The organism is Acetobacter malorum, from assembly GCF_002153605.1.
GTDB classification, from domain to species: domain Bacteria; phylum Pseudomonadota; class Alphaproteobacteria; order Acetobacterales; family Acetobacteraceae; genus Acetobacter; species Acetobacter malorum_A.
The window spans coordinates 1-21,778 of the sequence record NZ_JOPG01000033.1 but is presented as its reverse complement, the minus strand read 5'-3'; the positions used below and the strand labels follow the sequence as shown (position 1 = coordinate 21,778).

Sequence of the window (21,778 nt, the reverse complement as noted above, 5' to 3'; positions counted from 1 at the left end):
AATATAAATATAAATATAAATATTTATTATTTTGGGTGTTAATCGGATTTTGAAGATGCCTTAGCCTGCTAACCCGGATAGGTTTGGATCATTTCACAATTTTTTCACGCGCTATGGATTTTGAATTATTCAGGCCAGATTTTGAGAAGACATTCCCCTATTCAGGCTGCTGCAAAGTTGGCTGATCATTGTTCGATCCGGTTTTGATGTTTGAAATCCTGACCACCAAATTACTCCAGATCAAATACTTTATCGCGGACGGTCACTCTTTCCGTCAATTCCAGCCTACTCCCCCACCTCACTCCGCACCAGCCGCCGGGAAACACTCAGCACAGCGCCAAGCAGGGCAAAGGCGGTGGCCAGTTCAAGGCAATGCACAGCGCCGCCGCTGCCCTGGGAGAGGCCAAAGACGAGGGCGACAAGTGCGGAGCCCAGCGCCCAGCCCAGTGTGCGCGCTACGGCCATCATGCCACTGGCTGCCCCGCTGCGGGTGGCGGGGCCAGAGGTCATGACGGTCAGGTTGTTTGGCGTCTGATAAAATCCGAACCCAATGCCGCACAGCGCCATCCGCCAGCCCACATCCCAAAAGGCAGGCTGTGCAGGCATCAGGCTGAGTGCTGCCAGTCCTGTCGCTAAAATTGCCAGACCAACACTACTTAAAACCGATGCCGGGTGCCGTGTCGCCATTCGGCCCGCAAAAGGGGCGGCCACGGCAACAAGCACAGGCCACGGCGTTACCAGCAGGCCGGTTGTTACGGCAGAAAGATGCATAATCGTCTGGAACAAAAACGGCAGCGCGACATAGGCCAGAATTTGCGCGGTATACGCGCAGATGGAGGTCAGGATGGAGAGTGAGAACAGCGGAATAGCCAGCAGATCCAGCGGCAGCATGGGTGTCTTCAGCTTTTTCTGCTGCCTGTAAAGCAAAAGGGTGCAGAGGATACCGGCCCCGATTTCAAGCATCGCCAGCCCGGTTTCCTTCTGCCCCAGCGCATCAACGCCCAAAATCCCCAGCCCCAGAGCGCCCACATTCAGCAGCGCACCCGTCCCGTCGAACGAGAGCGGGGTGCGGGGGCTGGCGGGCGCGACGCGCAGGAAAAGCACAACTGCCATCAGGCCAATCGGCACGTTAATCAGGAACAGCCAGGGCCACGGGGCTATGGCCAGAACCGCCGCTGCCAGTGTCGGCCCAACGGCGGCGGAAATGGCAACTGCCAGTGCAATAATGGCAAAAGCCTGATGCAGCATGGCGCGGGGGTAAACACTGCGCACCAGCGCACCACTGAGCGCTGCCATACAGGCGGCCCCCAGCCCCTGCACAACACGCGCACCAATCAGTGCGCCGAGTGAGCCGGAAAGCGCGCAGGCGAGGGACGCTGCCGTAAAAAGCGCCATCCCGAACCCGTAAATCCGTTTAAGCCCCAGAGAGTCCGCCAGAGCCGCCGCCGGCAGCAGACTGACCGCAACAGCCAGATGATAGACATTGACGACCCAGACCGTCAGCGTCTCGCTACACTGGAGGTCATGGGCAATGGTGGGGAGCGCAATGTTGGCAATCGCCCCGTCCAGTCCGCCCAGAACAATGCCAAGCACGGCACACAGCATGACCAGACGGCGCTGCGTGTCGGAAACAGGCGGAGTGGTCATAAAGGGCTCCAGTGTTCTGCGTGTAAAAAAGCTGCCTTAATGTCTTACGGAGAAAATATCAAAACTCCGCGACCGTTTAGCTCAGTGTCTCAAAGTGCCTCAGAATCCATGAGACCTCATACACCAGCCCCAGACTGACAAATGCCATATGGAAACGGCGATTGGCGGTCATAATGGCAACGCCACACAACACAAGGTAGACCGGAACCCGGAACCAGTATTCCGCCGAAAACAAGGCGTAATGCGCCGAACCTTTGAGCAACGTGTCAATCAGGTCAAAGACCACGCTCAGGGCAAAAAAGGAGAAAAACCACTTTCTTCTGGAAATAAAGAAGTCCTCATACCCCGTATACTCACTGATTGAATCCGGGAACAGAAACGCGCTGAGGAAAAACAGAATAATCGTGTAAATAATGAGGAACAGATAGATCTCAAAGGTCCATTTGTGCAGCGTGACCAGCCAAAACTCCCACCACCAGAAATGCATGAGCATGAGCAGCAGCGTCAGCACCCAGCCGATATGAACCGGATAGACCCGCGTTTGTCCGGGGTGCTGAATAATGCGCACTAGGCCATTGAGCAGCCGGGCCACACTCAGACCCACCACCATCCCCATGATGATGCGGACATGCTGAAAAATTTCCGGGGAGGGCAAAGGTGGCTGGGGCAAGGGGCTGTCCTTCTGGTGGGACGCTGAGGAGACCCGGAATGGTCATCAGCCGCCGCAGCCTTGTCAATCAACATCGTCCGGCACGCCACAAAAAAAGCGCGAACCCCGCAAGGTCCGCGCTCCTTTTAAAACCCGACTGGCAAAAGGGTTATTTCTGCACAGCCCAGCCCGTCTCACGCAGGCGGAAGGCCAGCAGGATGGCCACCACAATGCCAATCACCAGCGGCAGGAACGCCCGGTGGAAGACATCCATAGAGGTGCCACCGCCACCCATCAGGGCGGAAACCATGGGGGAGAGAATGCCCGTCGTGCCAAACACGAGGAAGTTCATCACGCCCGCAGCCGTGCCTTTCACTTCCGGCGGGTTCACTTCCTTCATGGAGGAGAAGGGGATCATCGCGGCACCGGAGGCAATGCCCATAATCAGCGCCACAGAGTAACGCGGCATCACACCAACCGGCACATACAGTGCACACAGCGCGGCAGCCAGCAGCACCAGTGCGCCACCAATCAGAACCGGTTTACGGCGGCCAATCTTGTCAGAAATCCAGCCCAGCAGCGGGCAGCCAATCACCCAGCCAATCGGCACCATGGAGATGTCGGAGGCCGCAAAAGCCATGGAAACATGCTCACCCTTGTTGAGCATGGAGGCACCCCAGCCCAGCGCGCCAATGGTGGTCGGCACAAACAGCAGGCCGCCAATAATCCCGGCATACCAGCTCTGCGGGTTTCCAAAGATGGTCTTGAACGGCTTGAGCAGGTTTTCAGCAGACAGATGGCCGTGGTGGTCCGTGCTGTCCCCGGAATCCCGCGGCATGACAAGCCATGTTGCAATGGCCAGACAGACGCCAATCACGCCAAAGCCCAGCCACACTTTCTGCCAGGGCAGGTGGAAGGAGCCGGCAGGGTCAATCAGAATACGGGTGGGTTTGGACCCAAACGCGGCCCCGGCCATGCCAAGGCACTGCGTCAGCCCCACAAACAGGGCCAGTGTGCGCGCCGGCAGATACCGGGCTGCAACGTAGGAGGAGCCAACAAAGGCACAAATGGCGCCCAGCGCCTGAATCACATACCCGCCAATCCCGGCAGGCATGCTGCCCTGTGCAAAAATCAGGCAGCCAACACTGGTTATGGCAATTCCTACCGGCATGGTGGCATGCGCGCCATAACGGTCCAGCAGCACGCCCACGGCCAGCGCGGCCAGTGCGTAAACAATGTAATAGGAGGCAATCATCAGGCCGAGGTGGCTGTTGCCCCACGCCTGCGTCAGCTCATCCTGCATAATGCCGGGGGCAGAGCGGATGGCATACTGATAGAAATAGAACAGGGCACAAAGAAACCACGCCAGCACATAAAGCGGTTGTATTTTTTGCGGCTGCGGGGCGGCGCTGGGTGTGTTGGAAGCCGACATTAACACTTGCTTTTCAAAAAGGTGCAGGCCGCGCCCGTGCCTCGCAGGGGCACGGCCATGCAGGTTGACTTATTTTGCAGGCGGACGGCCGTTTGCTGTGGCCACATGGCGGCCCCAGGAAATCAGCTCGGACGTGCAGTCATCACGCGGAATCACGCATTCGATCAGGGTCGGGCCTTCCTTGTTTTCCAGCGCGACCTTCACGGCATCGGCCAGTTCACCCGCCGTTTTGGCGCGCAGACCTTTGCCTTTGCCATCTTCAGCGTTGAAGGCGCTGATGATGCCTGCGTAATCCCAGTTCTTGATGTTGTTGTAAGGACCATCATGAATTTCAACTTCGATGGTGTACCCAGCGTTGTTGATCAGGAAGATGATCACCGGCAGCTTGCGGCGGATCATCTGAGCCACTTCCTGCGCCGTCAGCTGGAAGGAGCCATCACCCACCATCAGAATGGTGCGGCGTTCCGGTGCACCCACAGCGTAGCCAAAGGCTGCGGGGACAGACCAGCCAATGTGGCCCCACTGCATTTCCAGTTCCACACGGGCACCGCGCGGCAGCTTGGTGCGCATGACGTTAAACCAGCTGTCACCCGTCTCACCAACAATGGTGGTTTCTGGTGTTACCAGGCTTTGCAGCGTCTGCTGGATATCCGCACGGGTCAGAACGTCATCACCCTTACCGGTGGTTTCGACCGTGCGCTCGGTGTGAACACGCTTGTACTGGACCAGCGTGGAATCCTTCTTCGGCTTGTTCTTGAAGTATTCTGCCAGAGCTTCCAGCAGTTCCTTCAGGTGAATGTTGTCGAAGGAATAGCCGTGCAGCTTGGTGATGTTCTTGTCCAGAACAGCCACGTTCGGGCCCTGCGGCCATGCCGTCCAGCCTTCGGTGGAGTAATCGTTAAAGATGGGGGCCAGCGCGAGAATGCTGTCCGTCCAGTTGAAGATTTCATTCACACCCGGGGTGGAGGCGCTGCCCCAGAAGGTGCCAACGTAGCCGGGGTGATCTTCGGGGAAGAAGCTCTTGGCCGCAGCCATGGTGGCCACAACACAGCCCAGAGCGTCAGCCAGCTTCACAGCGGCGTCTTCCGCACCGGCGGCGCGCAGACGGCTGCCGACCAGGATGGCGGGCTTTTCGTGTTTTTCAATGAAGTCTGCAACAGCTTTTACGGCTGCATCCAGCGTGGCCTTGTTGGACGCAGGTGCATCCACAACAGCGCTGATGGGGCCGGGCGCGGCACAGGGCTGCGCGGACACGTTACAGGCAATTTCAATGTAGGCCGGTTTCTTCTCACGCAGCGCGGTGCGGATCGCGTGGTCAATTTTTTCCGGTGCGTCTTCAGCAGAGGTAATGGACACAGCCGCACAGGTCAGCTTTTCCGCAATCTGCAACTGGTAGGAATAGTCCGTCGTGCCAATGGTGTGGTGCAGGATGTGCCCGCTGCCGTGGTCATTGGAGTTCGGAGCGCCGGAAATCAGGATCACCGGCAGGTTTTCTGCATACGCGCCACCAATGGCGTTCAGGGCAGAAAGCGCGCCAACGCTGAACGTCACAACCGCAGCACCAGCGCCATTTGCACGGGCATAGCCTTCGGCAGAGAAACCGCAGTTCAGTTCGTTACAGCAGTAAACCTGCTCGCAGTCCTTGTTCATCAGAAGCTGGTCGAGCAGCACAAGGTTGTAATCCCCTGCCACTGCAAAGTGATGCTTCAGGCCAATCTGGGCAAGACGTTCAGCAAGATAAGTGCCAACTGTATAAGACATCGAGTTCTCTCTCCTTTGGCGAGTATTTTGCAATTCCAAATTATTGGAACGGCAAATATCGGAAGGTGACGTAAACCGTGTTGCCCGAAGTTGTCGGGTACACACTGTTGTTGCTGCCGTCATTGCCTCTGAAGGCAAACTTCCGGATATAGGTGTATTGCAGGCCCCCCATCACACTGCCGTAGCGGCCTTCAACGAAGTGCCACCAGCCGCCAGTGGTGAAGGATGCCAGCGTGCGGGTCTGGGCGTTACAGGTGCCGAATTCCACGTCGCACCCGCCCAGATTGAGGTCATTCACACCGTAGCCATACTGTGCGCCATCCGCGCCCATGTACCGCTTGCGTCCGGCTGTCTCGATACCCCCGTAGGTGTAGAGCAGCACGGACGGTGTGGGATGCCCGATAAGACCAAGGGAGCCCATCAGCTCCGGCACGGGGGACAAAGCGCCCCGCGCATTAGGCGTGGTATCCGGGATCAGGCTGGGCCCGTAGCGGCCAATGCCTTCACCGGCTGTCACATTCCCGGCCATCTGGAGCTTTTTTGTACCCAGCGGCACTGTCATACCCGCGCCGACGCCACCCCCAAACGTGGTGTGTTTGCGGGTGGTGGTCATGTCCGGTTCTACCGCAAGGGAGCGGAACCAGCGGGCCAGACCAAACACTTCATAATGCCCGAGCGACGTATCCACAGCCCCTTTGAGAATAATGTCCGGCGCCGGGTTGTAGGTATATTGCGTGTTCGGGTTCAGCAGCACGCCACCAGCGTTGGAATAATAGACGCGTGCCCCGGCCGTCTGCCCATAAGCCGCGGGCAGGGTGCCACCGGAAGACAGGGCGGAAGAGAAGGCAACCGTCGCCTGCGGGTCTTCCACAGAGAGGCCCAGCCAGTATTTCTCGTGCCAGTCCTTGCCAATGCGGATCTGCGGGACGCGGGTAAAGGTAATACCGGGGATCTGGTTGTTATCCGTCACCGCAGGCAGCTGTTCCTGGCGCGGCAGAATGCCCTTGGCGTAGTTGGTGGCAAGGCTCCAGGCCTGACCCATCAGGATATGCAGGCCCCAGTCCTTTTGAGTGAACGTAAAGTAGCCCTGCCGCAGGCGCGGCGTGTACCCGCTGATCTGCACGCTGTTTGTCGTGCCGGCAGAGCCGCCGAAGTCACTTTCCACATAGGCCTGCAACCGGACGGACTTGGAGGGGTTGGCCTCCATCAGCACGGACATACGGCTGAGCTGCGCGGACATCCGTTCTTCACTCAGGCCGTGGTTGGGGCTGTTGGCGTAGGGGAAATTGTTCCAGGCCGTGGCGGGGCCACTGGTCATGTTGGAATCACGCCAGATGTTGGAAAATTCAACAAACCCGCCCAGCCGGACAGAAATGCCGCCAATGCTGAAAATGGGCGGCAGGCGGTCCACGTCCGTCTGGGTAATGGAGGATGGGCTGGAAGAGCTCAGGTCGATAGCGGATTTGGACGTCTGGTTTTCCGGCGCCGGGGGCATCCATTTAAAGCCCGCAAACCCGGAACCGCTGTTGAGGGTCGGGGGCTGATTTGCGCCAACCTCAATCGGCTGGGCACCACCGGAAAAGCGAATGCCCGGATCAGCCGGTCCATCCGTCCGCAGGCCGGAAAGCCCGTTGGAGAAGCCGCCATGCGTGCTGGCAGCGGTGCGGATCCCCCCGGAGGAAGCACTCTTTGCACCCGCCGTCCGCACCCCGGCCGTATTGCGGGCCGAGGCGACCTGACGCCCGCTCTGTCCGTGCTTAAGCGCCTGCCGGTGCTCAATGGCTTCCACCTGCGCTGCCAGCTTGCGCATCTGTTCTTTAATGGCGGCGAGTTCCTGTGCATCATCCGCATGCGCCAGAGAGGGCTCACTCAGAACACAGACAAGAGCCGTTCCGAGGAGAAGTCTGGTATCCAGTTTTCTGGTGTCGGTAGAACCCCGGAGCGCAGGCGATTTCACACTAAATCCTCAGAAAATTATAAAACTTTGTTATAGATAAACTGTTTTTCTGTTGAATAAGTAGAAGTCTCAATGATTCATATCAATATTACAGAGTGTTAATTATATCAAAAAATATCTGAAATTATTCCGTAAGATAAGATTTATAAAAATCGAGTATATACCACAACTCCTTAAAATAAACTTTATGATCTTCTGACACTTTGAAAACGCAGGAAAGAGAAAATTACTGGCCCTGTCAGAGCCTTTTTCTGGGCGATTTCTGGTTTGAAAGACTACCTTCATTTATAAGAAAGTCTCATAAACCATCAAAAATCTGTCACGGTTTTTCGGGTGATGTGCAGCCCAGCCATACGGCCAGAGGCATGCAAAAGCGCAGCCCGGGCTCTATGATCTTAATTTTGAGATAAATGCGCGGGATTCGCAGATCAGCGGTTAATCCACTGCCTGCGGGCCGGGTTGCGCTGCTCCCATCCCCGCCGTTCCAGCTCCGGCGTGTCCGCCTGTTCCGCCGGATAGCCCACGCACAGATAAGCCAGAAACTGCCAGTCCGGCGTGATGCAGAGCGTGCGGCTGGCCTCATCCGGGTTCAGAATGGAGACCCACCCCAGCCCGACACCCTCCGCCGTGGCCGCCAGCCAGAAGGTATGAATAGCCATGACGGCAGACCACACCGTGGTTTCCGGCATGGTGCCGCGCCCCAGCCCGCGCCCCTGAGCCGGGTTGGTGTCACAAAAGACGGCAATATGGTGCGGGGCATCATCCAGCCCGGCCAGCTTGAGTGTTGCGTAACGCTGGGCGTCATCGCCGCTGTGGCCGGTCAGGGCTTCCGCATTGCAGCGGGCAAAATTCTCCCGGATTTCAGCCCGGCGCGCCGGGGCATCCACCCGCACAAAGCGCCAGGGCTCACTCAGCCCGACGGAGGGGGCAAGGCAGGCGGTTTCCAGAAGGCGAGACAGCACGGCCTCGGGCACCGGGTCTGTGCGGAAATGGCGCACATCACGCCGCCACGTAAAAAGCTGGTCCAGAGAGGCACGAAAAGCGGGGGAGAAGAGGGGGGCTGTCATGCCGGGATCATGAAGAGAAGTGCCCCCACCAGCAAGACCCCCATCAGAATAAGACAGGCGCGCCGATACAGCACCAGCCCCCTGTCCAGATCCGTCACCGTGGCATCGGGCGTGCCGGCCCCCATCCACGCATCTTCCACCAGCACCCCTTTATAAAGCCGCGGCCCGGCCAGCCGCAGCCCCAAAGCGCCGGCCATGGCGGCTTCCGGCCAGCCTGCGTTGGGGGAACGATGGCGCGGCGCATCCCGCCGTACCGCCGCGCGGGCGCAGGCCCGGTGCTCCGCCGGGGCAGCCAGAATCAGGCACAACGCCGCAACGCGAGAGGCGGGCAGATTAACCGCATCATCCAGTTTTGCCGCTGCCCAGCCAAAAGCAGCATGGCGCGGGGTAAGGTGGCCAATCATGCTGTCCGCCGTATTCACCGCCTTGTAGAACACCGCTCCCGGTAGGCCGAACACTGCGGCCCAGAGCAGGGGGGCGACAATGCCATCGGAAAAATTCTCAGCCAGACTTTCCAGTGCAGCCCGGACAATTCCGGCTTCATCCAGCGCGGCAGTATCCCGCCCGACAATCTGCGCCACGGCCTGCCGCCCTCCGGCCAGACCGCCTTGCCGCAAGCCAGTCCCCACAGCCCGTACATGCGTCCATAAGGATTTTTGCGCAACCAGCGTGCAGGTTGCGAGCGCCTGCACCCCCAGCATGACCGGGGCGGGCAGAAACCGATAGCCCAGATCCAGCACCGCGCCCGTGATCCAGAGCGGCACGCCCACAATCAGGATTAACGCCAGAACACCCATCCAGCGTCGCTTCCGCTCAGAAAATTCTGGCTGGTTGAGGGCGGTGTCGAGCTTGTCTATCAAGGCCCCAATCCACATGACCGGATGCCCGATGGCGGCCAGCAGGGCAGGCGGATAACCGCAGGCGGCTTCCAGAACGGCGGCAAGGGCTGCTACGGGGAGCGTGACGGAAAGAGGGAACACCATGCGGGCAGCAAACTCACTCATCGGGCAGGCCGGAATAAAGCCGACCGCAAGCATGCAGGAAAGCCGGCAGACTACCACGCACGCCCCATCCGCTGCCATCCCTGTGTCAGATGCTCTCCCATTCCCAACCCACGGCGGACAGGTGCGGGCCGTGATGGCGCATTTCCCCGAGGCCCCCCGGCCTGCGTATGACCTTTCCACCGGCATCAGCCCCTACGCCTATCCCCTCCGGATGCCAGACCCCGCGGTGCTGGCCCGCCTGCCGGAAGAAGACGAGGAAGCCGACCTTCAGGCCGCCGCCGCCTTCGCTTACGGGGTGAGTCATTCCAACATGGTGGTGGCCGGGGCAGGGAGCCAGAGCCTGATTGCCCTGCTGCCGCGCCTGCTGCCCGCGCAGCGTGTGTGTCTGCTGGGACCAACCTATTCCGGGCATGCGCAGGCCTGGCGTTTGCAGGACGTGCCCGTGCACCTGGTGACGGACCCCGCAGCACTGGAACAGGCCGCCACTCAACCCGGCACGGTCTGCGTTGTCTGTAACCCCAACAACCCGGATGGCCGCCTGCTTTCTGCGGACTGGCTTCACGGATTGGCAAACACCTGCGCGGCACATGGCAGTCTTCTGATTGTGGATGAGGCCTTCGCGGATTTTGAGCAGGAAAGCGTCGCCCCCCTCCTGCCGCATCCAGCACTGGTCGTGTTGCGCTCCTTTGGCAAAACCTACGGCCTGCCCGGTGTGCGTTTGGGCTTTTTGCTGGCCAGCCCGGAGGTTGCCGCACAGGCCCGTGCCCTGCTTGGGTCATGGCCGGTGGGGGGCCTCGGTCTGGCTGCCGGACGACAGGCTCTGCGAGACACCGCATGGCGTGCCACCGCCCGCGCACAAGCCCGCGCTGCTCATACCCGCCTGAGTGATCTTCTGGATGCGGCTGGTCTGCGCCACATCGGGCAGGCCAGCCTGTTCACGCTGGTGCTGCACCCTGACGCCCCGGCTCTCTGGCGACATTTCTGCACCTGCGGCCTCGTGACCCGCATTTTTGCAGATCAGCCTGGCCGCCTTCGCCTCGGTCTGCCAGCGTCAGACGCGGCATGGTCCCGGCTGGAAACCGCCTTGCAGGCATGGGCCGCGCACTCCAAAGGCACGGCCCTATGACTACGCCTCCCGAAACCCAAACCATCCGGCTTGTCTGCCTGACATCCACCCTGCCAGATGCCGTCAAACAGGGGCGTATCCCACCGCGCGAGGCTCAGACTGTAACCCGCACTCCCGCCGGACCGGAGGGCTTCACCCTTCCGCAACTCCGCAAGCCGCCGCGTTTCACACAGATCATTCTGGCCGGGGATTGCACCTGTGAGGGCCTGAGCAGCCCGCTTCCAGTCCCAGAACAGATTACCACCCCGGCAAACCTGTCCTCGCAATCCGCAGCACTGTCACCCGCTCCGCAGGTAGACGACGCCTCACAGAAGCCCCATTTTCCTGCGGAACTGCCCGTAATACGCACCGCCAGCCTGCAAGACCGCAATTACGGCACATGGCACGGACAGGCCTTGCGCGGCCTGCCACCAGACGCCCTGAACGGCTTGCTGCACGACCCGGATTTTGCCCCACCGGAGGGCGAGAGCCTCCGCCAGTTTCACGCCCGGATTAGCTCGTGGCTTAACACTGTTTCACAGGGTGGAGAGACAGACGCAGCCCCGGATGCAGGTCCCCTTTCAAACGGCTCCCACAGCGGCCGTCAGCCCGGCCCCGCTTCAGGCACACAGTCTGGCACAAGCGCCCGCACGGTGCTGCTGATTGCCCGCCCCGCTGTCGTGCGCGCACTGGCCACACGTATCCTGCAAGGCGGCCCGGATATGGCGACCCGTCTGGATATTGCCCCGCAGACCACAAGCCTCTTCACCCACCACGCCGGGAACTGGCGCGTGCGGATGCTGGGGGCACCGTAAAATCGGATCATCGGGCGTGGAAGTTAGTAATATCCATAATACAAAAATGTTGTTATGAGTAAAAATTTCAAATAAAATAAAATAAAATAAAATAAAATAAAAAATAAAAAGTTATAAATTTTATATATAATAAAAAATTAGATATATTTATATAATTACTTAGGTAATGACATGTAGAATTTGCAATAATGAAATTAGATGAGAAAATAAATTCGTGTGGGCAATGCTGTATTGTTAATTGTATTTTCAAGGACTAATATAGGATTATGTTGAACTAATTATTTGAAAATTAAGGAAAAAATTATGAAATCTCGGAGTTTATCAGCTTGTGCATTATCGCTAGATGCAACGCCTCATCCAGACGGTGTTTATGTAGAGGCACTTCGTAAATGCGCGAACCATGAAGTTCGTGCCCGAGGGGAGACTCTTGCTAAAATTACAGCACCCCGAAAAATTAAAAATCATGATTCTTATGCAGGGCGACTTTTAATATGGACACATATAAATGTTCAAGGGAAGTGGCTTGATAAAGAAAAAAATGAACAGCTCTCAGATGATGAAAAATTAAAAATAAATATACCAGAAAATGCTGCTCCAAACTACAAAACTTTTCATTACGTTTTTACAGAAAGAGATCATAAGATATACATAGAAACTAAAAATGAATTAGGAGAAAGTTTAGGGCCAAAAACTATAAAAAATATTTTCACTCGTCTTATGGATTCGAATATTCAGGGTGATGATTACATTATTTCTGTTACACTAGTGCCGGATGAGCATGTAGTAGATGAATTATTAAGCTTGCCTCATTTAAGAAAGCTTGAATTGCAGATACGGACACCTAATGCGGATTACGCGAGTCCAGAAATTCGTAGGCGTGTCCTTGATGAGATGATGGCTAATAATGCTCATGTTTTGTCACAAACTTGGACGAAGCCATCTAATGCTGAAAAACTTACACCTACTAAAGACGTTAAAGATCTGACTTTGGTGGCTGCCGATACTGGATATGTGAGGGCAACCGATAAACCGCGTAATGGGCCAGAGAAAGTAATATCGACAGACGATCGTCCGCGTTTTTATTCGTTTACAACTGATGATGGGGATACTTTTTTTGAAAGGTTAAAAGCAAAAGTGCAGCGGTTTATGATCGACAAAAGGAAGCAATAAAAGTGTTAATAACTTAGATTGTATTCGGAATGAGAGGGTTGATGAAAATTATTGAGCGCATACCTGTGTTGCCAGACCTCATCGACTACTGGTCAGTATATGGAGGATGGTTTGGATTAATAAAATCTCCGTGGGTTTGGTTGTCGGTAGTATTGACTTTAATTATGCATGATACTTCTGTTCATCCAGATAAGTGGTTGTCAGATGTATATTCAATAATACCTAGCACTCTTGGTTTTTCTATTAGTTCTCTAGCTATATCTCTTGCTTTTCCGTCAACATCGGTATTCAAATATTTCAGGGAGGGTGGTATAAAGAAATCATTATACATGGATTTTACGGCTTCTCTAACTCATTTTTCCATAATTCAAATTATCTGCCTATTGTGCTCATTTATTTTAAAGTATACAAATTTTTCAATATTTAATTTGGGAATTTTTTGTTTCTTTTCATTTTTTATGTTTCTTTATTCAGTTATTAGTGCTTTTGGCGTTGTTATGTATTTATTTTTGATGGCTAGACTATACAATACGGCACCGCTTCCAAAAGAAGAGGATAAATAAAATTTTTTATGACAGTGTTTTTTTTGTATTTGATTTAATATTTAGTGAAAATCAAAATCATTTTGGTCTCAAAGAATTAAAATATTTATGACTTTCTACCCCGCCACGCCCAACACAGACGCAGCGGGAGTAGAAACCCGCTTTACGGGATCAGCCGTTCAGCGCGCATCCGTGCAAACAGGTCAAAAAACGCGTTGGGCGTGGCATAGTAATCGGTAAAGCCTGCCAGGCGACTTTTGGTCATGTCCGTCACACATTCCACCGGGCGGCCCAGATCAGCATCCGTATGCCAGGCCGAGGCCAGTCGGGTGATGTCCGGCTCCCGCAAGCCGTACTTCTGGCTCAGGCTGGCCCAGAGGTCACCCTCTTGCGCCAGCTTGGGGGCCAGCGGTGAGGCCTCTTCCGGGTAAGGCGCTGCCTCCAGCCCGAACCATGCGGCCAGTTGCGGCCACAACCACTTCCAGCGGATCACATCGCCATTGACGATATTAAACGCTTCATTCCGTCCCGCCGCACTGGTGGAGGCCCATACAAGGTGCCGCGCAAGCTGGCGCGCATCGGTCAGGTCCGTCAGTCCGTACCACTGCGTGGGGGAGCCGGGAAACACAAACGGACGCCCCGTTTCCTTGCAGAGGGACGCATAGACCGCCAGCGTCGAGCCCATATTCATGGCATTGCCAATCGCATAGCCAATCACGGTATGCGGGCGATGCACACTCCAGGAAAACCCGTGCTGGCCCGCCGCCTCATACAGCGCATCTTCCTGCGCGTAATAGAAATTTTCCAGCGGCAGGCGCGGCATGTCCTCGCGGAACGGGGTCTGCGGTGGGGTACCGCTGGCGTAGGATTCAAACGGGCCGAGATAATGCTTCAGCCCCGTGGTCAGCGCGGCGTGTTCCACAGCCTCCGGGGCGGGCAGGGCGTCAAACAGGTTGCGCACCATTGCACTGTTCACGCGGCAGTTTTCCGCTTCCGTCGCCTGCGGCAACCATGAGCAGAAAAACACGTGGGAGGGTCGCACACCGGCCAGTGCCGCAGGCAGCGTCTCCCGGTTGAGCAGGTCCGCCGCTACTGGCAGAACACCCGCGTGGTCCCTGTGCGGCCTGCGCGCCAGCCCGTAAACCACCCAGCCATCCGCCACCAGTCGCGCGGACAGATTCTGCCCGACAATACCTGTTGCACCCACCACAAGAGCTGTTCTGGACATGAGATTTTCCTTTCCGGTTTTTTCTCTGTCCTGCACTCTGCGCTTCTGGTTTTTCGTGCGCCAGACGGCACTATTTTGTGCCCTGGTTACCAAAAGGTTCCCACACCATGCCTTCTTCACTGCCGTCTGTTTATCGTCAGGCTCCTTTTGTGGAAGATTGCGCGCCGCGCCGTGTGCTGCGCCTGTTCAGCGGGAAATGGACCACCATGCTCCTGCACACGCTGCATCTGCTGGGTGGGGCCTCACGACCGGGCAAATTGCAGCGCAGTGTGCCGGGCCTTTCCAAAAAAATGATGACCCAGACGTTGCGGGAGCTGGAACAGTCCGGCCTCGTCAGCCGCCATGTTCAGCAGATCATGCCGCCCAGCGTGGAATATCGCCTCACACCCGCAGGCCAGATTTTTATCGAACCGATAGAAATGCTCTACACATGGGCCATTGACCACGCAGCCGATCTGGAAGCCCTGCAAGCCCGTCAGGCGGAGGGTGAGCGCACGGACACACCCGGCACCTGATCGGGAAAGAGCGTTATTTTTTAGAGGTTTTGGACTGGTAAAGGGCCAGAACCATCAACATCTGCATACCCGCCACGGCCCCATCCAGCAGCCCTTTATCAAGGTCGCTTATGGGCAGGTTTGCCACATACAGTATCGCCAGAGGCATGAACATGATGGGAAACAGCATCATCTTCTGGAAAGACGGTTTTTTCACAGCTTTTGCTTTGCACCGTGCAGACATTGTCCAACCCCTTCTTTGCAAACGACTCACTGACAAATCGCAATGAAAACGCTGGCACACCCTGTGCCCCGGCGCAAGAGCTTCCTTCAGGCGCATACCTGTCAGGGCAAAGGTGCGCGCTGATACACCACAACAGACGTTTGCGGCCCCTGATGACGGTAAACCGCCCTGTAATCCCGTGTGAGCGTCTGGAACAGGTGAGCGCGGATGGTCAGGTTTTCCCCCGCCCATGCCGGATCCTGCGTCACCACATAGCGGGGCTTTTGCGCCAGAATATGGTCCAGCTCAGCAGATGGATTCATCCCCGTGGAGCGGATTTCCGCCTGCTCATTGAAATGGCCGGGGAAGGGATGGTTCGTCAGGCCGCACCAGTGTGAGGTGTCATACAAAATGGGCGGTCCCTCATAGACAAACAGACAGCCTTCAGGGTCCGGCATCGCGGCCAGATAGGCCTGATAGGTGCGGGCGTCCCCGTTCTCAATGCGGTGTTTGTGCAGGCGTTTCTGCGCGGTCACCGTCTGCACTGCCAGCACCAGAACCAGCCAGAACCGGCCTGCTTTCCGGTCCCATAAGGGGCTGCTGACCACGGCCAGCGGTGCAAAAAGCGGCAACGCATAATGGTAATACCAGCCGCCAAACACGGCCACACCACAGCAGGCCGCCAGCGCCCACAAGGTGAGAAACTGCCGCTGGGCCTGCCCCGGCGCATTTCGGAACAGCCAGACCGCAACAGCGCCTCCCGCCAGCAATGGGGCAATGGCTTTGAAAAGTCTTATCTTCAGAGCGGTCGTTTGGGCTGCCGGCAGCGCACCCCGCAGAAAAATGGAGTCCACATTGGCAAAAAACCAGTCATGCGCGTGGCCAATCAGCGCATAAAACAGAAAGACCGCTGCCGTTGGCAGAACAGCCGGAATGACCCAGAGGGCCGCATTCGCGCACAGGGCGCGCCGTGTCTGCCCTTTGCGTGCGGCATACCACAGCAGATAGAGGCCCAGAAAAACCCCTTCAAACACCGTGGTGTATTTGATCTGCATGGACAGGCCAAACAGCCCCATGGCCACCATGCCCACCCGGCGGACCTGCTGAGGGCCATCCGCCGCCAGCACGACTTTGAACAGAACCAGCGCCATGGCGGCGGCCACCAGCAGTGTATAGAAAACCGGCGTCTGCCCGCCTTCACCCCCGCAAACGGTCAGCCCGGTGCAATACAGCATCCCCGCTATCAGCGCCCCGCCGCGTGATGTCAGGGTACGGGCCATTTTATAAAGCAAAAGGCTGGTGCCCCACACCGCCAGGGCTGCCCCTATCTGGTAGGCCAGAACACGATACGCCCCAAAAAGGTGAAAAACCGCGTAAAGCACAAATAAAAGCGCCGGCTTTCTGTCCCAGAAGGCGAGGTAAGGCAGGTCCCCGTGTAAAATCCGTCCACCTGCAAAGAGGTAGAATTCTTCATCAATATTGAGGAGGGGGTTCCCAAATGTCTGAAAACGAGAGGCCACCGTAAACACCAGAAGCAGAACGGCAGGCGCAAAGCGATTGTAATAAAGCGTTTTTAAAAAGGGAGCGCGTAAAGACATAGAAATCCGAAGGGGGCCTTGACCAGAATGGTTTCCCAGCCCATCGGGCCAGCAAAGAGAAACATACAAGGTTTCTTTGCTGGTCTTTGTAAAATGAAATTTAAAATTTTTGGGCGCGGCCTGTCAGAACCGGGGTGGCCAGTGCACCAAAAATCAGCCCCATGCTGCCCCAGAGCACACCCTGCATGCCAAGGGCTGATTCCCGAAAGCGCCAGAGCACTACAGCAGGAAATCCGTCCGGAACCTCATTCACATCCGGCAGGCCAAGCTGCACAAGGGCTATCAGCAGCACAAATACCGCCCCGCCACACAGCCACCCACTCCACGCATCCCGCACCTGCGCAACCTTCTGGCCAATCAGACAGGCAATGGCGGCTACGCAAATGGACAGCGCAATCATCACAAAATAGGTTTCCGTGCGCAGTGCCAGCGTAGCCGGGTTGCCCACAGCGGGTGGGTTGGGCGGATATTTCAAGTCCGGCACCAGCACCACGGTCACAAACCCCGCTGCGGCCAGCAACAGCGCCAGCACGCGAGGGGACTGGAAAGACAGCCGCCCATACGCAAAGGAAAATACCAGCGCAAACAAGCCGCCAAAGCCCGCACCATACAGCACCGTGGCCGTGGCCAGACCGTAACTGGCCTGCACGGACCGGCTAATCATCTCGTGTTCGGGTGCAGCCCCTTCCGCAGCACTGCGGGCGGCTTCAAACGCAATGGCCAGCGCCACCTGCGGTTCACCAAAAAAGCGGGCAAACACAAAGGCGAGCGCCGCCGCAAGGCACCCGGCAATCATGCCGCGTGCCAGCAAACGTCCAGCAATCATCAGGAAAAAATCCCTGCGGGTTAGTGGCAGGGAAAGCCCAGCAGATGGCGGCCATCATGCACAAACTCATGCACTTCATGGCCAGAAATCAGGGAGACAGCCCCCTGTTCCGCACCCACAAAATACAGCATCAGCACAGACAGCAGCAGGCCAAACACCGCCCACGGCAGCAGAGCGCCAACCGGAATGGCAACAGGGGCAGGAGCCGCAATGGCCCGGGCGCGGGAGGAAGAGGGGTGCATCATCAAACAGGCTCCGCTGGTAAAAACGCGTTCCGCGGTGGAAAAAACGACGCTGAGGGTCTGACTTCCCGCTTTTAAAAGCGGATTACAGTGGCGCGACCGTGCCGGACTCTCACCGACTTCCTCAGATCAGCGCGCAGTCTGAACGGCCCCTCCGCCCCTGTCAATTCATACAAAAGCGGGTGGGGCCTCTGCGTCACGCATGTTTAGCGCCAGCAGCGCCGCGCGCGCAGAGCCTCTCCCGGTAGCCTGATTTTTTCAGAACAGCGCTGTAAAACTCGCCAGCACCAGACATTCGGTCACCACCGCAGCCGCCCCCAGCACATCGCCCGTATAACCGCCAAGCAACCGCCGCGCGGCCATCCCCACAAACGCACAGGACGCAAGAGCTATCGCGACAGCGGACAGACTTATCACCACCGTCAGGGCTTCTCCCCCATAAAGCCAGCCACCGCCAGCAGACAGCAGCAGGTGCCCCGCAGGATCAGGTGGCACGCACGCCCCCACAGGGCCGCCAGACAGTGCCGCAGCACAGGGCTGGCCCCAGATCATTCCCGCACGGTCAAAGCCTGCCCAGGTCAGGGCGTGAGCCATTTGCCCGGCCAGCACTGCAACACTCCCTCCCGCCAGAACCAGCCCCTTCCAGAAGGGTCCACGCGGCAGCGGGTTGAGTGAACGGGCCAAACCATCCGGCCGGGCAGGGGGCAGGCAGGCGGGCAACACCAGCAGCACCGCCCGCGCCAGACACGCGGAGACGGTCAGCAAAAGCACAGCCACGCCAGCCGGAAGCGCCGCCACAGCCGAGGCCCGTACCAGCAGGCTCAGGCCCAGCGCCATGACGCCGTAACTGCCAATCCGGCTGTCGCGCATAATCTCCAGCCGACGCTCCCGCGAGGCCCCGCCGCAGCCGTCGGCCATGTCGGCCAGCCCGTCTTCATGCAGGCCGCCAGTCAGCACACACTGGAACGCCAGAGCCAGCCCCGCCGCCGGCAACGCCGCCACATGGCCCAGCCGCAGCAGCCAGAACACAGCTCCCACAAGCAGGCCAATCACTGCCCCAATCAGCGGCCAGCACCAGATAGAGCGGCCCATTGGCCAGGGTGTCGTGCTGGCGCGCTGCGTGGGGGAGAGCAGCCAGCCCACGGGCAGGCGTGTGAGCAAGCTCAGCCCGCAAGCCACATCCAGCCGCAACCGCGCCACAAAGGAGTCAGCCGGGGCCGGGGCGTTCATGTGCGGCCTGAAACCGCAGCCTGCGCGAAGGTCGCCATGCCAGTATGGCAGGCCACCGCCGCCCGTAGCAGCGGCACTGCCAGCGCTGCGCCAGAGGCTTCCCCCAGCCGCAAACCAAGGTCCAGCAACGGCACCAGCCCAAGCTTTTCCGCCAGCCGCGCATGGCCTGCTTCCGCAGAGCAATGAGACAGGCGCGTATGGGCCAGGCCCCCGGTTGCAGCTCCGCTCCGAGCCTGATCTTCCAGCCCGGGGCCAGCCTCAGTGCCAGCTCCAACTGTCCCCTTGGCTTCATTTCCTGTCAGCCGCGCCAACGGAGCCACCGCCGCGGTGCAGACAAATCCATCCAGCAGCACCGGAATGCCGTAATGCCGCGCCGCCAGTGTCGCCCCCATCAAGGCCGCGAGTTCATACCCGCCCAGCCTGCGAGCTATTTCCAGCGGGTCATATGCAGGCAAGCCTGCTGCGCCCGACGCACCATTAGAAGACGCACCATGACTGCCAGCCTCTTGCGCTGCGGATGCGGGCGTTCCAGCGCCGAATAGCTTTGCGCGTTCGCCCTCCATTGCAGAGGTACCCTGTGCCGCCGCCATCTCCGCCTTGTGGTAAGCCAGAGCGGCGTCGATCACCCGCGCCTTGTGCGCCACACCGGTTGCATCCAGCCCCGTGCCACGCCCGGCCCAGTCTGCCCCGGTACCTCCAAACAGCCCCGCCGCCAGCGCCGAGGCCGCTGTGGTGTTGCCAATGCCCATTTCCCCCAGACACAGCAGGTCACAGTCTCGCGGCACGGCGTCATACCCCGTCCGCACAGCCTCCAGAAACGCGGCTTCCGTCATGGCCGGAGCGGTAGTGAAATCCGCCGTGGAAGCCAGCCCCAGCACCGGCACCACCCGCAACCGGGCCTCCGCCACGCGGGCAAGCTGGTTGATGGCCGCTCCGCCACTTTCAAAATTCTGCACCATCTGTGCGGTGACATCCTGCGGCCAGGGCGAAACACCTTGCCGCACCACGCCATGATTGCCCGCAAAAATCAGGATCTGCACCTGCTCAAGCTGAGGCCGCGCCCGCTTCTGCCAGCCGCCCAGCCAGTGCGTCAGCTCCTCCAGCCGCCCCAGACTGCCCGCCGGTTTGGTCAGCTCGGCCTCACGGTTGGCAATTTGCTGCTGAGCCACAGCATCCACCCCCGGCAACGCCATGCAGGCAGCCCGCAGGGAGGCGAGGGAGGCAATCGAGGGTTTCGGATCGTGAAGAATGCTCGTTTTCATGGGCCGCATGGATACAGACTAAAGACCCTACATCATAACCCTGTTTTTCACAGGCTCCACCCGGCATGGCGTATGAGGACGACTGGCAGGGATATTTTTGCTCTCTGATGTCTGGTTCAATTTTCCTGCTTCTCAATACTGTTGGCATTATTCACGCAAGTAATGAAAGCGCGCAGGCTTGCCGACATGCGGCGATCAGGGAGATGAAGCAGGTGAACCGGACGCGGCATCGGAGCGTAATCTGGCATGATCCGGACGAGGCGTCCGGTTGCAAGATCAGCTTCCAGCGCCAATGAAGATTGAAGAATGATGCCGAAACCTGCAACTGAAGCTTCGCGCAACCCCGCCGCGTGATTAATGCGTATCCGAGGCGGAGGTAACGGAACCTGATATTCTCCTCCCGGTCCATGAAGCCGCCATACATCATCTGACTGCCATTGCGGGAAGCCAATCAGACGATGAGAATGCAGGTCCTCTATCCGTTGAGGGCAGCCATATTTTGCGAGATATGCGGGTGCTGCGGCAAGGATCGTCTCGTAGAAGCCGAGCGGCTGCGCCACAAGCCATTCGTCCTCCACACTGCCAATGCGAAAGGCTACATCAAAGTTGTCTTCAATGAGATCCACCTTGCGATTATCGAGAACAAGTTCAGCCTGAACATCAGGATAAGTTTCAAGATAGTTTGCTAGTAACGGAGCAACTTTAAGACTTCCATAAGTTACCGGCGCACTGATGCGCAGACGCCCCGTGGGGCTTACTGCTGACGCGTGCGCTACGGCCTGGGCTTCCGCCATGTCAGCCAGGATCCTGCGGTACCGTTCCGCAAGCAGCGCCCCTACCTCCGTAAGCGCCAGCCGACGCGTTGTGCGGTGCAGGAGGCGTGTCTGAAATTGTGCTTCAAGCGCGTTGACGTGCTTAGCGACCATCGTTCCAGAAATCGAATGGCGCTCAGCGGCGGCAGTAAAGCTGCCCAGGTCAATGACTGACAGGAAAACAGCCATACTCGTCAAACGATCCATAACAGACCTTCATTTCAAACCACTGGTTCGAAAACATCTCACGTAATGGCGATTAATTCTATGCTTCGATCATGTCAGTAGTTTGATTCTGAACCAAGCAGAACCAATCGGGCTAACCCCAGCCATGGAGAGAGAATGATGAAAGCACTATTTTTTGACAAATTCGGAGACGTGGATGTCTTACGATATGGCGATCTGGCACCCCCATCTCTCGATAGTCAGTCGGTGTTGGTGGCTCCCACTTTTGTGGGCCTGAATTTCGCGGATATTTATCGGCGACAAGGTCGTTATGTCCTTCAGGGCGAAGCACCCTGGGTCGGAGGCTATGAAGGCGTTGGGTACGTTGTGGCAACTGGCGCAGATGTTTCTGACTGGAAAACCGGCCAGCGCGTTGGGTTTGTTGACGCCCCGCGTGCCCATGCAGGCCTCGTCTCAGCTCAGAGCCCTTTTGGAAATTCACGGATGAGCGTTTCGGCGTAGCATGAGGCATCCCATGGCGATGTGGAT

The 21,778-nt window shown here is 57.8% G+C and carries 21 protein-coding genes; 6 read left to right on the top strand and 15 right to left on the bottom strand.

Annotated features, from left to right (window positions below; genetic code table 11):
* Positions 1-285: 285 nt before the first annotated feature.
* The 7 genes from HK23_RS12710 to cbiB form a co-directional block, all read right to left on the bottom strand.
* Complete coding sequence (locus tag HK23_RS12710; protein WP_086654256.1) at positions 286-1,647, bottom strand: MFS transporter; 1,362 nt, start codon at positions 1,645-1,647, stop codon at positions 286-288.
* A 76-nt stretch (positions 1,648-1,723) separates the two neighbouring features.
* Positions 1,724-2,317: a hypothetical protein gene (locus HK23_RS12705; RefSeq protein WP_086654255.1), complete on the bottom strand. Its 594-nt coding sequence runs from the start codon at positions 2,315-2,317 to the stop codon at positions 1,724-1,726.
* Between the two features lie 148 nt (positions 2,318-2,465).
* Positions 2,466-3,728: an MFS transporter gene (locus HK23_RS12700; RefSeq protein WP_086654254.1), complete on the bottom strand. Its 1,263-nt coding sequence runs from the start codon at positions 3,726-3,728 to the stop codon at positions 2,466-2,468.
* Positions 3,729-3,797: 69 nt separating this feature from the next.
* Positions 3,798-5,489, bottom strand: a complete 1,692-nt coding sequence (locus HK23_RS12695; protein ID WP_086654253.1) for an alpha-keto acid decarboxylase family protein — start codon at positions 5,487-5,489, stop codon at positions 3,798-3,800.
* 40 nt (positions 5,490-5,529) lie between these two features.
* A complete protein-coding gene (locus tag HK23_RS12690) occupies positions 5,530-7,404 on the bottom strand; it encodes a hypothetical protein (RefSeq protein ID WP_086654261.1) in 1,875 nt (624 codons plus the stop codon).
* A gap of 470 nt (positions 7,405-7,874) precedes the next feature.
* Entirely contained in the window at positions 7,875-8,513 is a 639-nt protein-coding gene (bluB, locus tag HK23_RS12685; protein ID WP_086654252.1) for a 5,6-dimethylbenzimidazole synthase, read from the bottom strand.
* Positions 8,510-9,517, bottom strand: a complete 1,008-nt coding sequence (cbiB, locus tag HK23_RS12680; RefSeq protein ID WP_256940201.1) for an adenosylcobinamide-phosphate synthase CbiB — start codon at positions 9,515-9,517, stop codon at positions 8,510-8,512. Before cbiB ends, bluB begins: the two co-directional genes overlap by 4 nt.
* Between cbiB and cobD the strand changes: the two genes are divergently transcribed.
* The 4 genes from cobD to HK23_RS14385 all read left to right on the top strand — a co-directional run bounded on the left by cobD (position 9,495) and on the right by HK23_RS14385 (position 13,170).
* A complete protein-coding gene (gene cobD, locus HK23_RS12675) occupies positions 9,495-10,643 on the top strand; it encodes a threonine-phosphate decarboxylase CobD (protein ID WP_256940200.1) in 1,149 nt (382 codons plus the stop codon). The genes cbiB and cobD overlap by 23 nt on opposite strands.
* Positions 10,640-11,437, top strand: a complete 798-nt coding sequence (locus HK23_RS12670; RefSeq protein ID WP_179193903.1) for a histidine phosphatase family protein — start codon at positions 10,640-10,642, stop codon at positions 11,435-11,437. Before cobD ends, HK23_RS12670 begins: the two co-directional genes overlap by 4 nt.
* Before the next feature lie 303 nt (positions 11,438-11,740).
* Entirely contained in the window at positions 11,741-12,607 is an 867-nt protein-coding gene (locus tag HK23_RS12665) for a DUF4747 family protein (protein ID WP_086654249.1), read from the top strand.
* Between the two features lie 41 nt (positions 12,608-12,648).
* On the top strand, positions 12,649-13,170 hold the full coding sequence (locus tag HK23_RS14385; RefSeq protein ID WP_143217566.1) for a hypothetical protein: 522 nt from the start codon (positions 12,649-12,651) through the stop codon (positions 13,168-13,170).
* A gap of 142 nt (positions 13,171-13,312) precedes the next feature.
* Here HK23_RS14385 and HK23_RS12660 read toward each other — a convergent pair whose 3' ends face one another.
* Positions 13,313-14,377: an SDR family oxidoreductase gene (locus HK23_RS12660; protein ID WP_086654259.1), complete on the bottom strand. Its 1,065-nt coding sequence runs from the start codon at positions 14,375-14,377 to the stop codon at positions 13,313-13,315.
* Between the two features lie 107 nt (positions 14,378-14,484).
* On the opposite strand from HK23_RS12660, the gene HK23_RS12655 reads away from it, so the two are divergent.
* A complete protein-coding gene (locus HK23_RS12655) occupies positions 14,485-14,892 on the top strand; it encodes a winged helix-turn-helix transcriptional regulator (protein ID WP_086654248.1) in 408 nt (135 codons plus the stop codon).
* A 13-nt stretch (positions 14,893-14,905) separates the two neighbouring features.
* On the opposite strand, the gene HK23_RS12650 is transcribed toward HK23_RS12655, so the two are convergent.
* The 7 genes from HK23_RS12650 to HK23_RS12620 all read right to left on the bottom strand — a co-directional run bounded on the left by HK23_RS12650 (position 14,906) and on the right by HK23_RS12620 (position 21,271).
* Entirely contained in the window at positions 14,906-15,115 is a 210-nt protein-coding gene (locus HK23_RS12650) for a hypothetical protein (protein WP_086654247.1), read from the bottom strand.
* Between the two features lie 101 nt (positions 15,116-15,216).
* Positions 15,217-16,692, bottom strand: a complete 1,476-nt coding sequence (locus HK23_RS12645) for an ArnT family glycosyltransferase (RefSeq protein WP_086654246.1) — start codon at positions 16,690-16,692, stop codon at positions 15,217-15,219.
* Positions 16,693-16,792: 100 nt separating this feature from the next.
* Complete coding sequence (locus tag HK23_RS12640; protein ID WP_086654258.1) at positions 16,793-17,515, bottom strand: CbtA family protein; 723 nt, start codon at positions 17,513-17,515, stop codon at positions 16,793-16,795.
* Positions 17,516-17,538: 23 nt separating this feature from the next.
* Positions 17,539-17,763: a CbtB domain-containing protein gene (locus tag HK23_RS12635; RefSeq protein ID WP_043549773.1), complete on the bottom strand. Its 225-nt coding sequence runs from the start codon at positions 17,761-17,763 to the stop codon at positions 17,539-17,541.
* Positions 17,764-18,018: 255 nt separating this feature from the next.
* On the bottom strand, positions 18,019-18,990 hold the full coding sequence (locus tag HK23_RS12630) for an adenosylcobinamide-GDP ribazoletransferase (protein WP_086654245.1): 972 nt from the start codon (positions 18,988-18,990) through the stop codon (positions 18,019-18,021).
* Entirely contained in the window at positions 18,987-20,252 is a 1,266-nt protein-coding gene (locus tag HK23_RS12625) for a nicotinate-nucleotide--dimethylbenzimidazole phosphoribosyltransferase (protein ID WP_086654257.1), read from the bottom strand. Before HK23_RS12625 ends, HK23_RS12630 begins: the two co-directional genes overlap by 4 nt.
* A gap of 116 nt (positions 20,253-20,368) precedes the next feature.
* A complete protein-coding gene (locus HK23_RS12620) occupies positions 20,369-21,271 on the bottom strand; it encodes a LysR family transcriptional regulator (RefSeq protein WP_086654244.1) in 903 nt (300 codons plus the stop codon).
* A 135-nt stretch (positions 21,272-21,406) separates the two neighbouring features.
* On the opposite strand from HK23_RS12620, the gene HK23_RS12615 reads away from it, so the two are divergent.
* On the top strand, positions 21,407-21,751 hold the full coding sequence (locus HK23_RS12615) for an alcohol dehydrogenase catalytic domain-containing protein (protein WP_256940199.1): 345 nt from the start codon (positions 21,407-21,409) through the stop codon (positions 21,749-21,751).
* Positions 21,752-21,778: the final 27 nt, after the last annotated feature.

Coding starts and splice junctions, on each gene's coding strand:
- HK23_RS14385 (WP_143217566.1), top strand. CDS start 12,649: ATGAAAATTATTGAGCGCATACCTGTGTTGCCAGACCTCATCGACTAC.
- HK23_RS12650 (WP_086654247.1), bottom strand. CDS start 15,115: ATGTCTGCACGGTGCAAAGCAAAAGCTGTGAAAAAACCGTCTTTCCAG.
- HK23_RS12625 (WP_086654257.1), bottom strand. CDS start 20,252: ATGAAAACGAGCATTCTTCACGATCCGAAACCCTCGATTGCCTCCCTC.
- HK23_RS12710 (WP_086654256.1), bottom strand. CDS start 1,647: ATGACCACTCCGCCTGTTTCCGACACGCAGCGCCGTCTGGTCATGCTG.
- HK23_RS12670 (WP_179193903.1), top strand. CDS start 10,640: ATGACTACGCCTCCCGAAACCCAAACCATCCGGCTTGTCTGCCTGACA.
- HK23_RS12695 (WP_086654253.1), bottom strand. CDS start 5,489: ATGTCTTATACAGTTGGCACTTATCTTGCTGAACGTCTTGCCCAGATT.
- HK23_RS12635 (WP_043549773.1), bottom strand. CDS start 17,763: ATGATGCACCCCTCTTCCTCCCGCGCCCGGGCCATTGCGGCTCCTGCC.
- bluB (WP_086654252.1), bottom strand. CDS start 8,513: ATGACAGCCCCCCTCTTCTCCCCCGCTTTTCGTGCCTCTCTGGACCAG.
- cobD (WP_256940200.1), top strand. CDS start 9,495: ATGCGGGCAGCAAACTCACTCATCGGGCAGGCCGGAATAAAGCCGACC.
- HK23_RS12615 (WP_256940199.1), top strand. CDS start 21,407: ATGATGAAAGCACTATTTTTTGACAAATTCGGAGACGTGGATGTCTTA.
- cbiB (WP_256940201.1), bottom strand. CDS start 9,517: ATGAGTGAGTTTGCTGCCCGCATGGTGTTCCCTCTTTCCGTCACGCTC.
- HK23_RS12620 (WP_086654244.1), bottom strand. CDS start 21,271: ATGGATCGTTTGACGAGTATGGCTGTTTTCCTGTCAGTCATTGACCTG.
- HK23_RS12630 (WP_086654245.1), bottom strand. CDS start 18,990: ATGAACGCCCCGGCCCCGGCTGACTCCTTTGTGGCGCGGTTGCGGCTG.
- HK23_RS12665 (WP_086654249.1), top strand. CDS start 11,741: ATGAAATCTCGGAGTTTATCAGCTTGTGCATTATCGCTAGATGCAACG.
- HK23_RS12700 (WP_086654254.1), bottom strand. CDS start 3,728: ATGTCGGCTTCCAACACACCCAGCGCCGCCCCGCAGCCGCAAAAAATA.
- HK23_RS12660 (WP_086654259.1), bottom strand. CDS start 14,377: ATGTCCAGAACAGCTCTTGTGGTGGGTGCAACAGGTATTGTCGGGCAG.
- HK23_RS12655 (WP_086654248.1), top strand. CDS start 14,485: ATGCCTTCTTCACTGCCGTCTGTTTATCGTCAGGCTCCTTTTGTGGAA.
- HK23_RS12645 (WP_086654246.1), bottom strand. CDS start 16,692: ATGTCTTTACGCGCTCCCTTTTTAAAAACGCTTTATTACAATCGCTTT.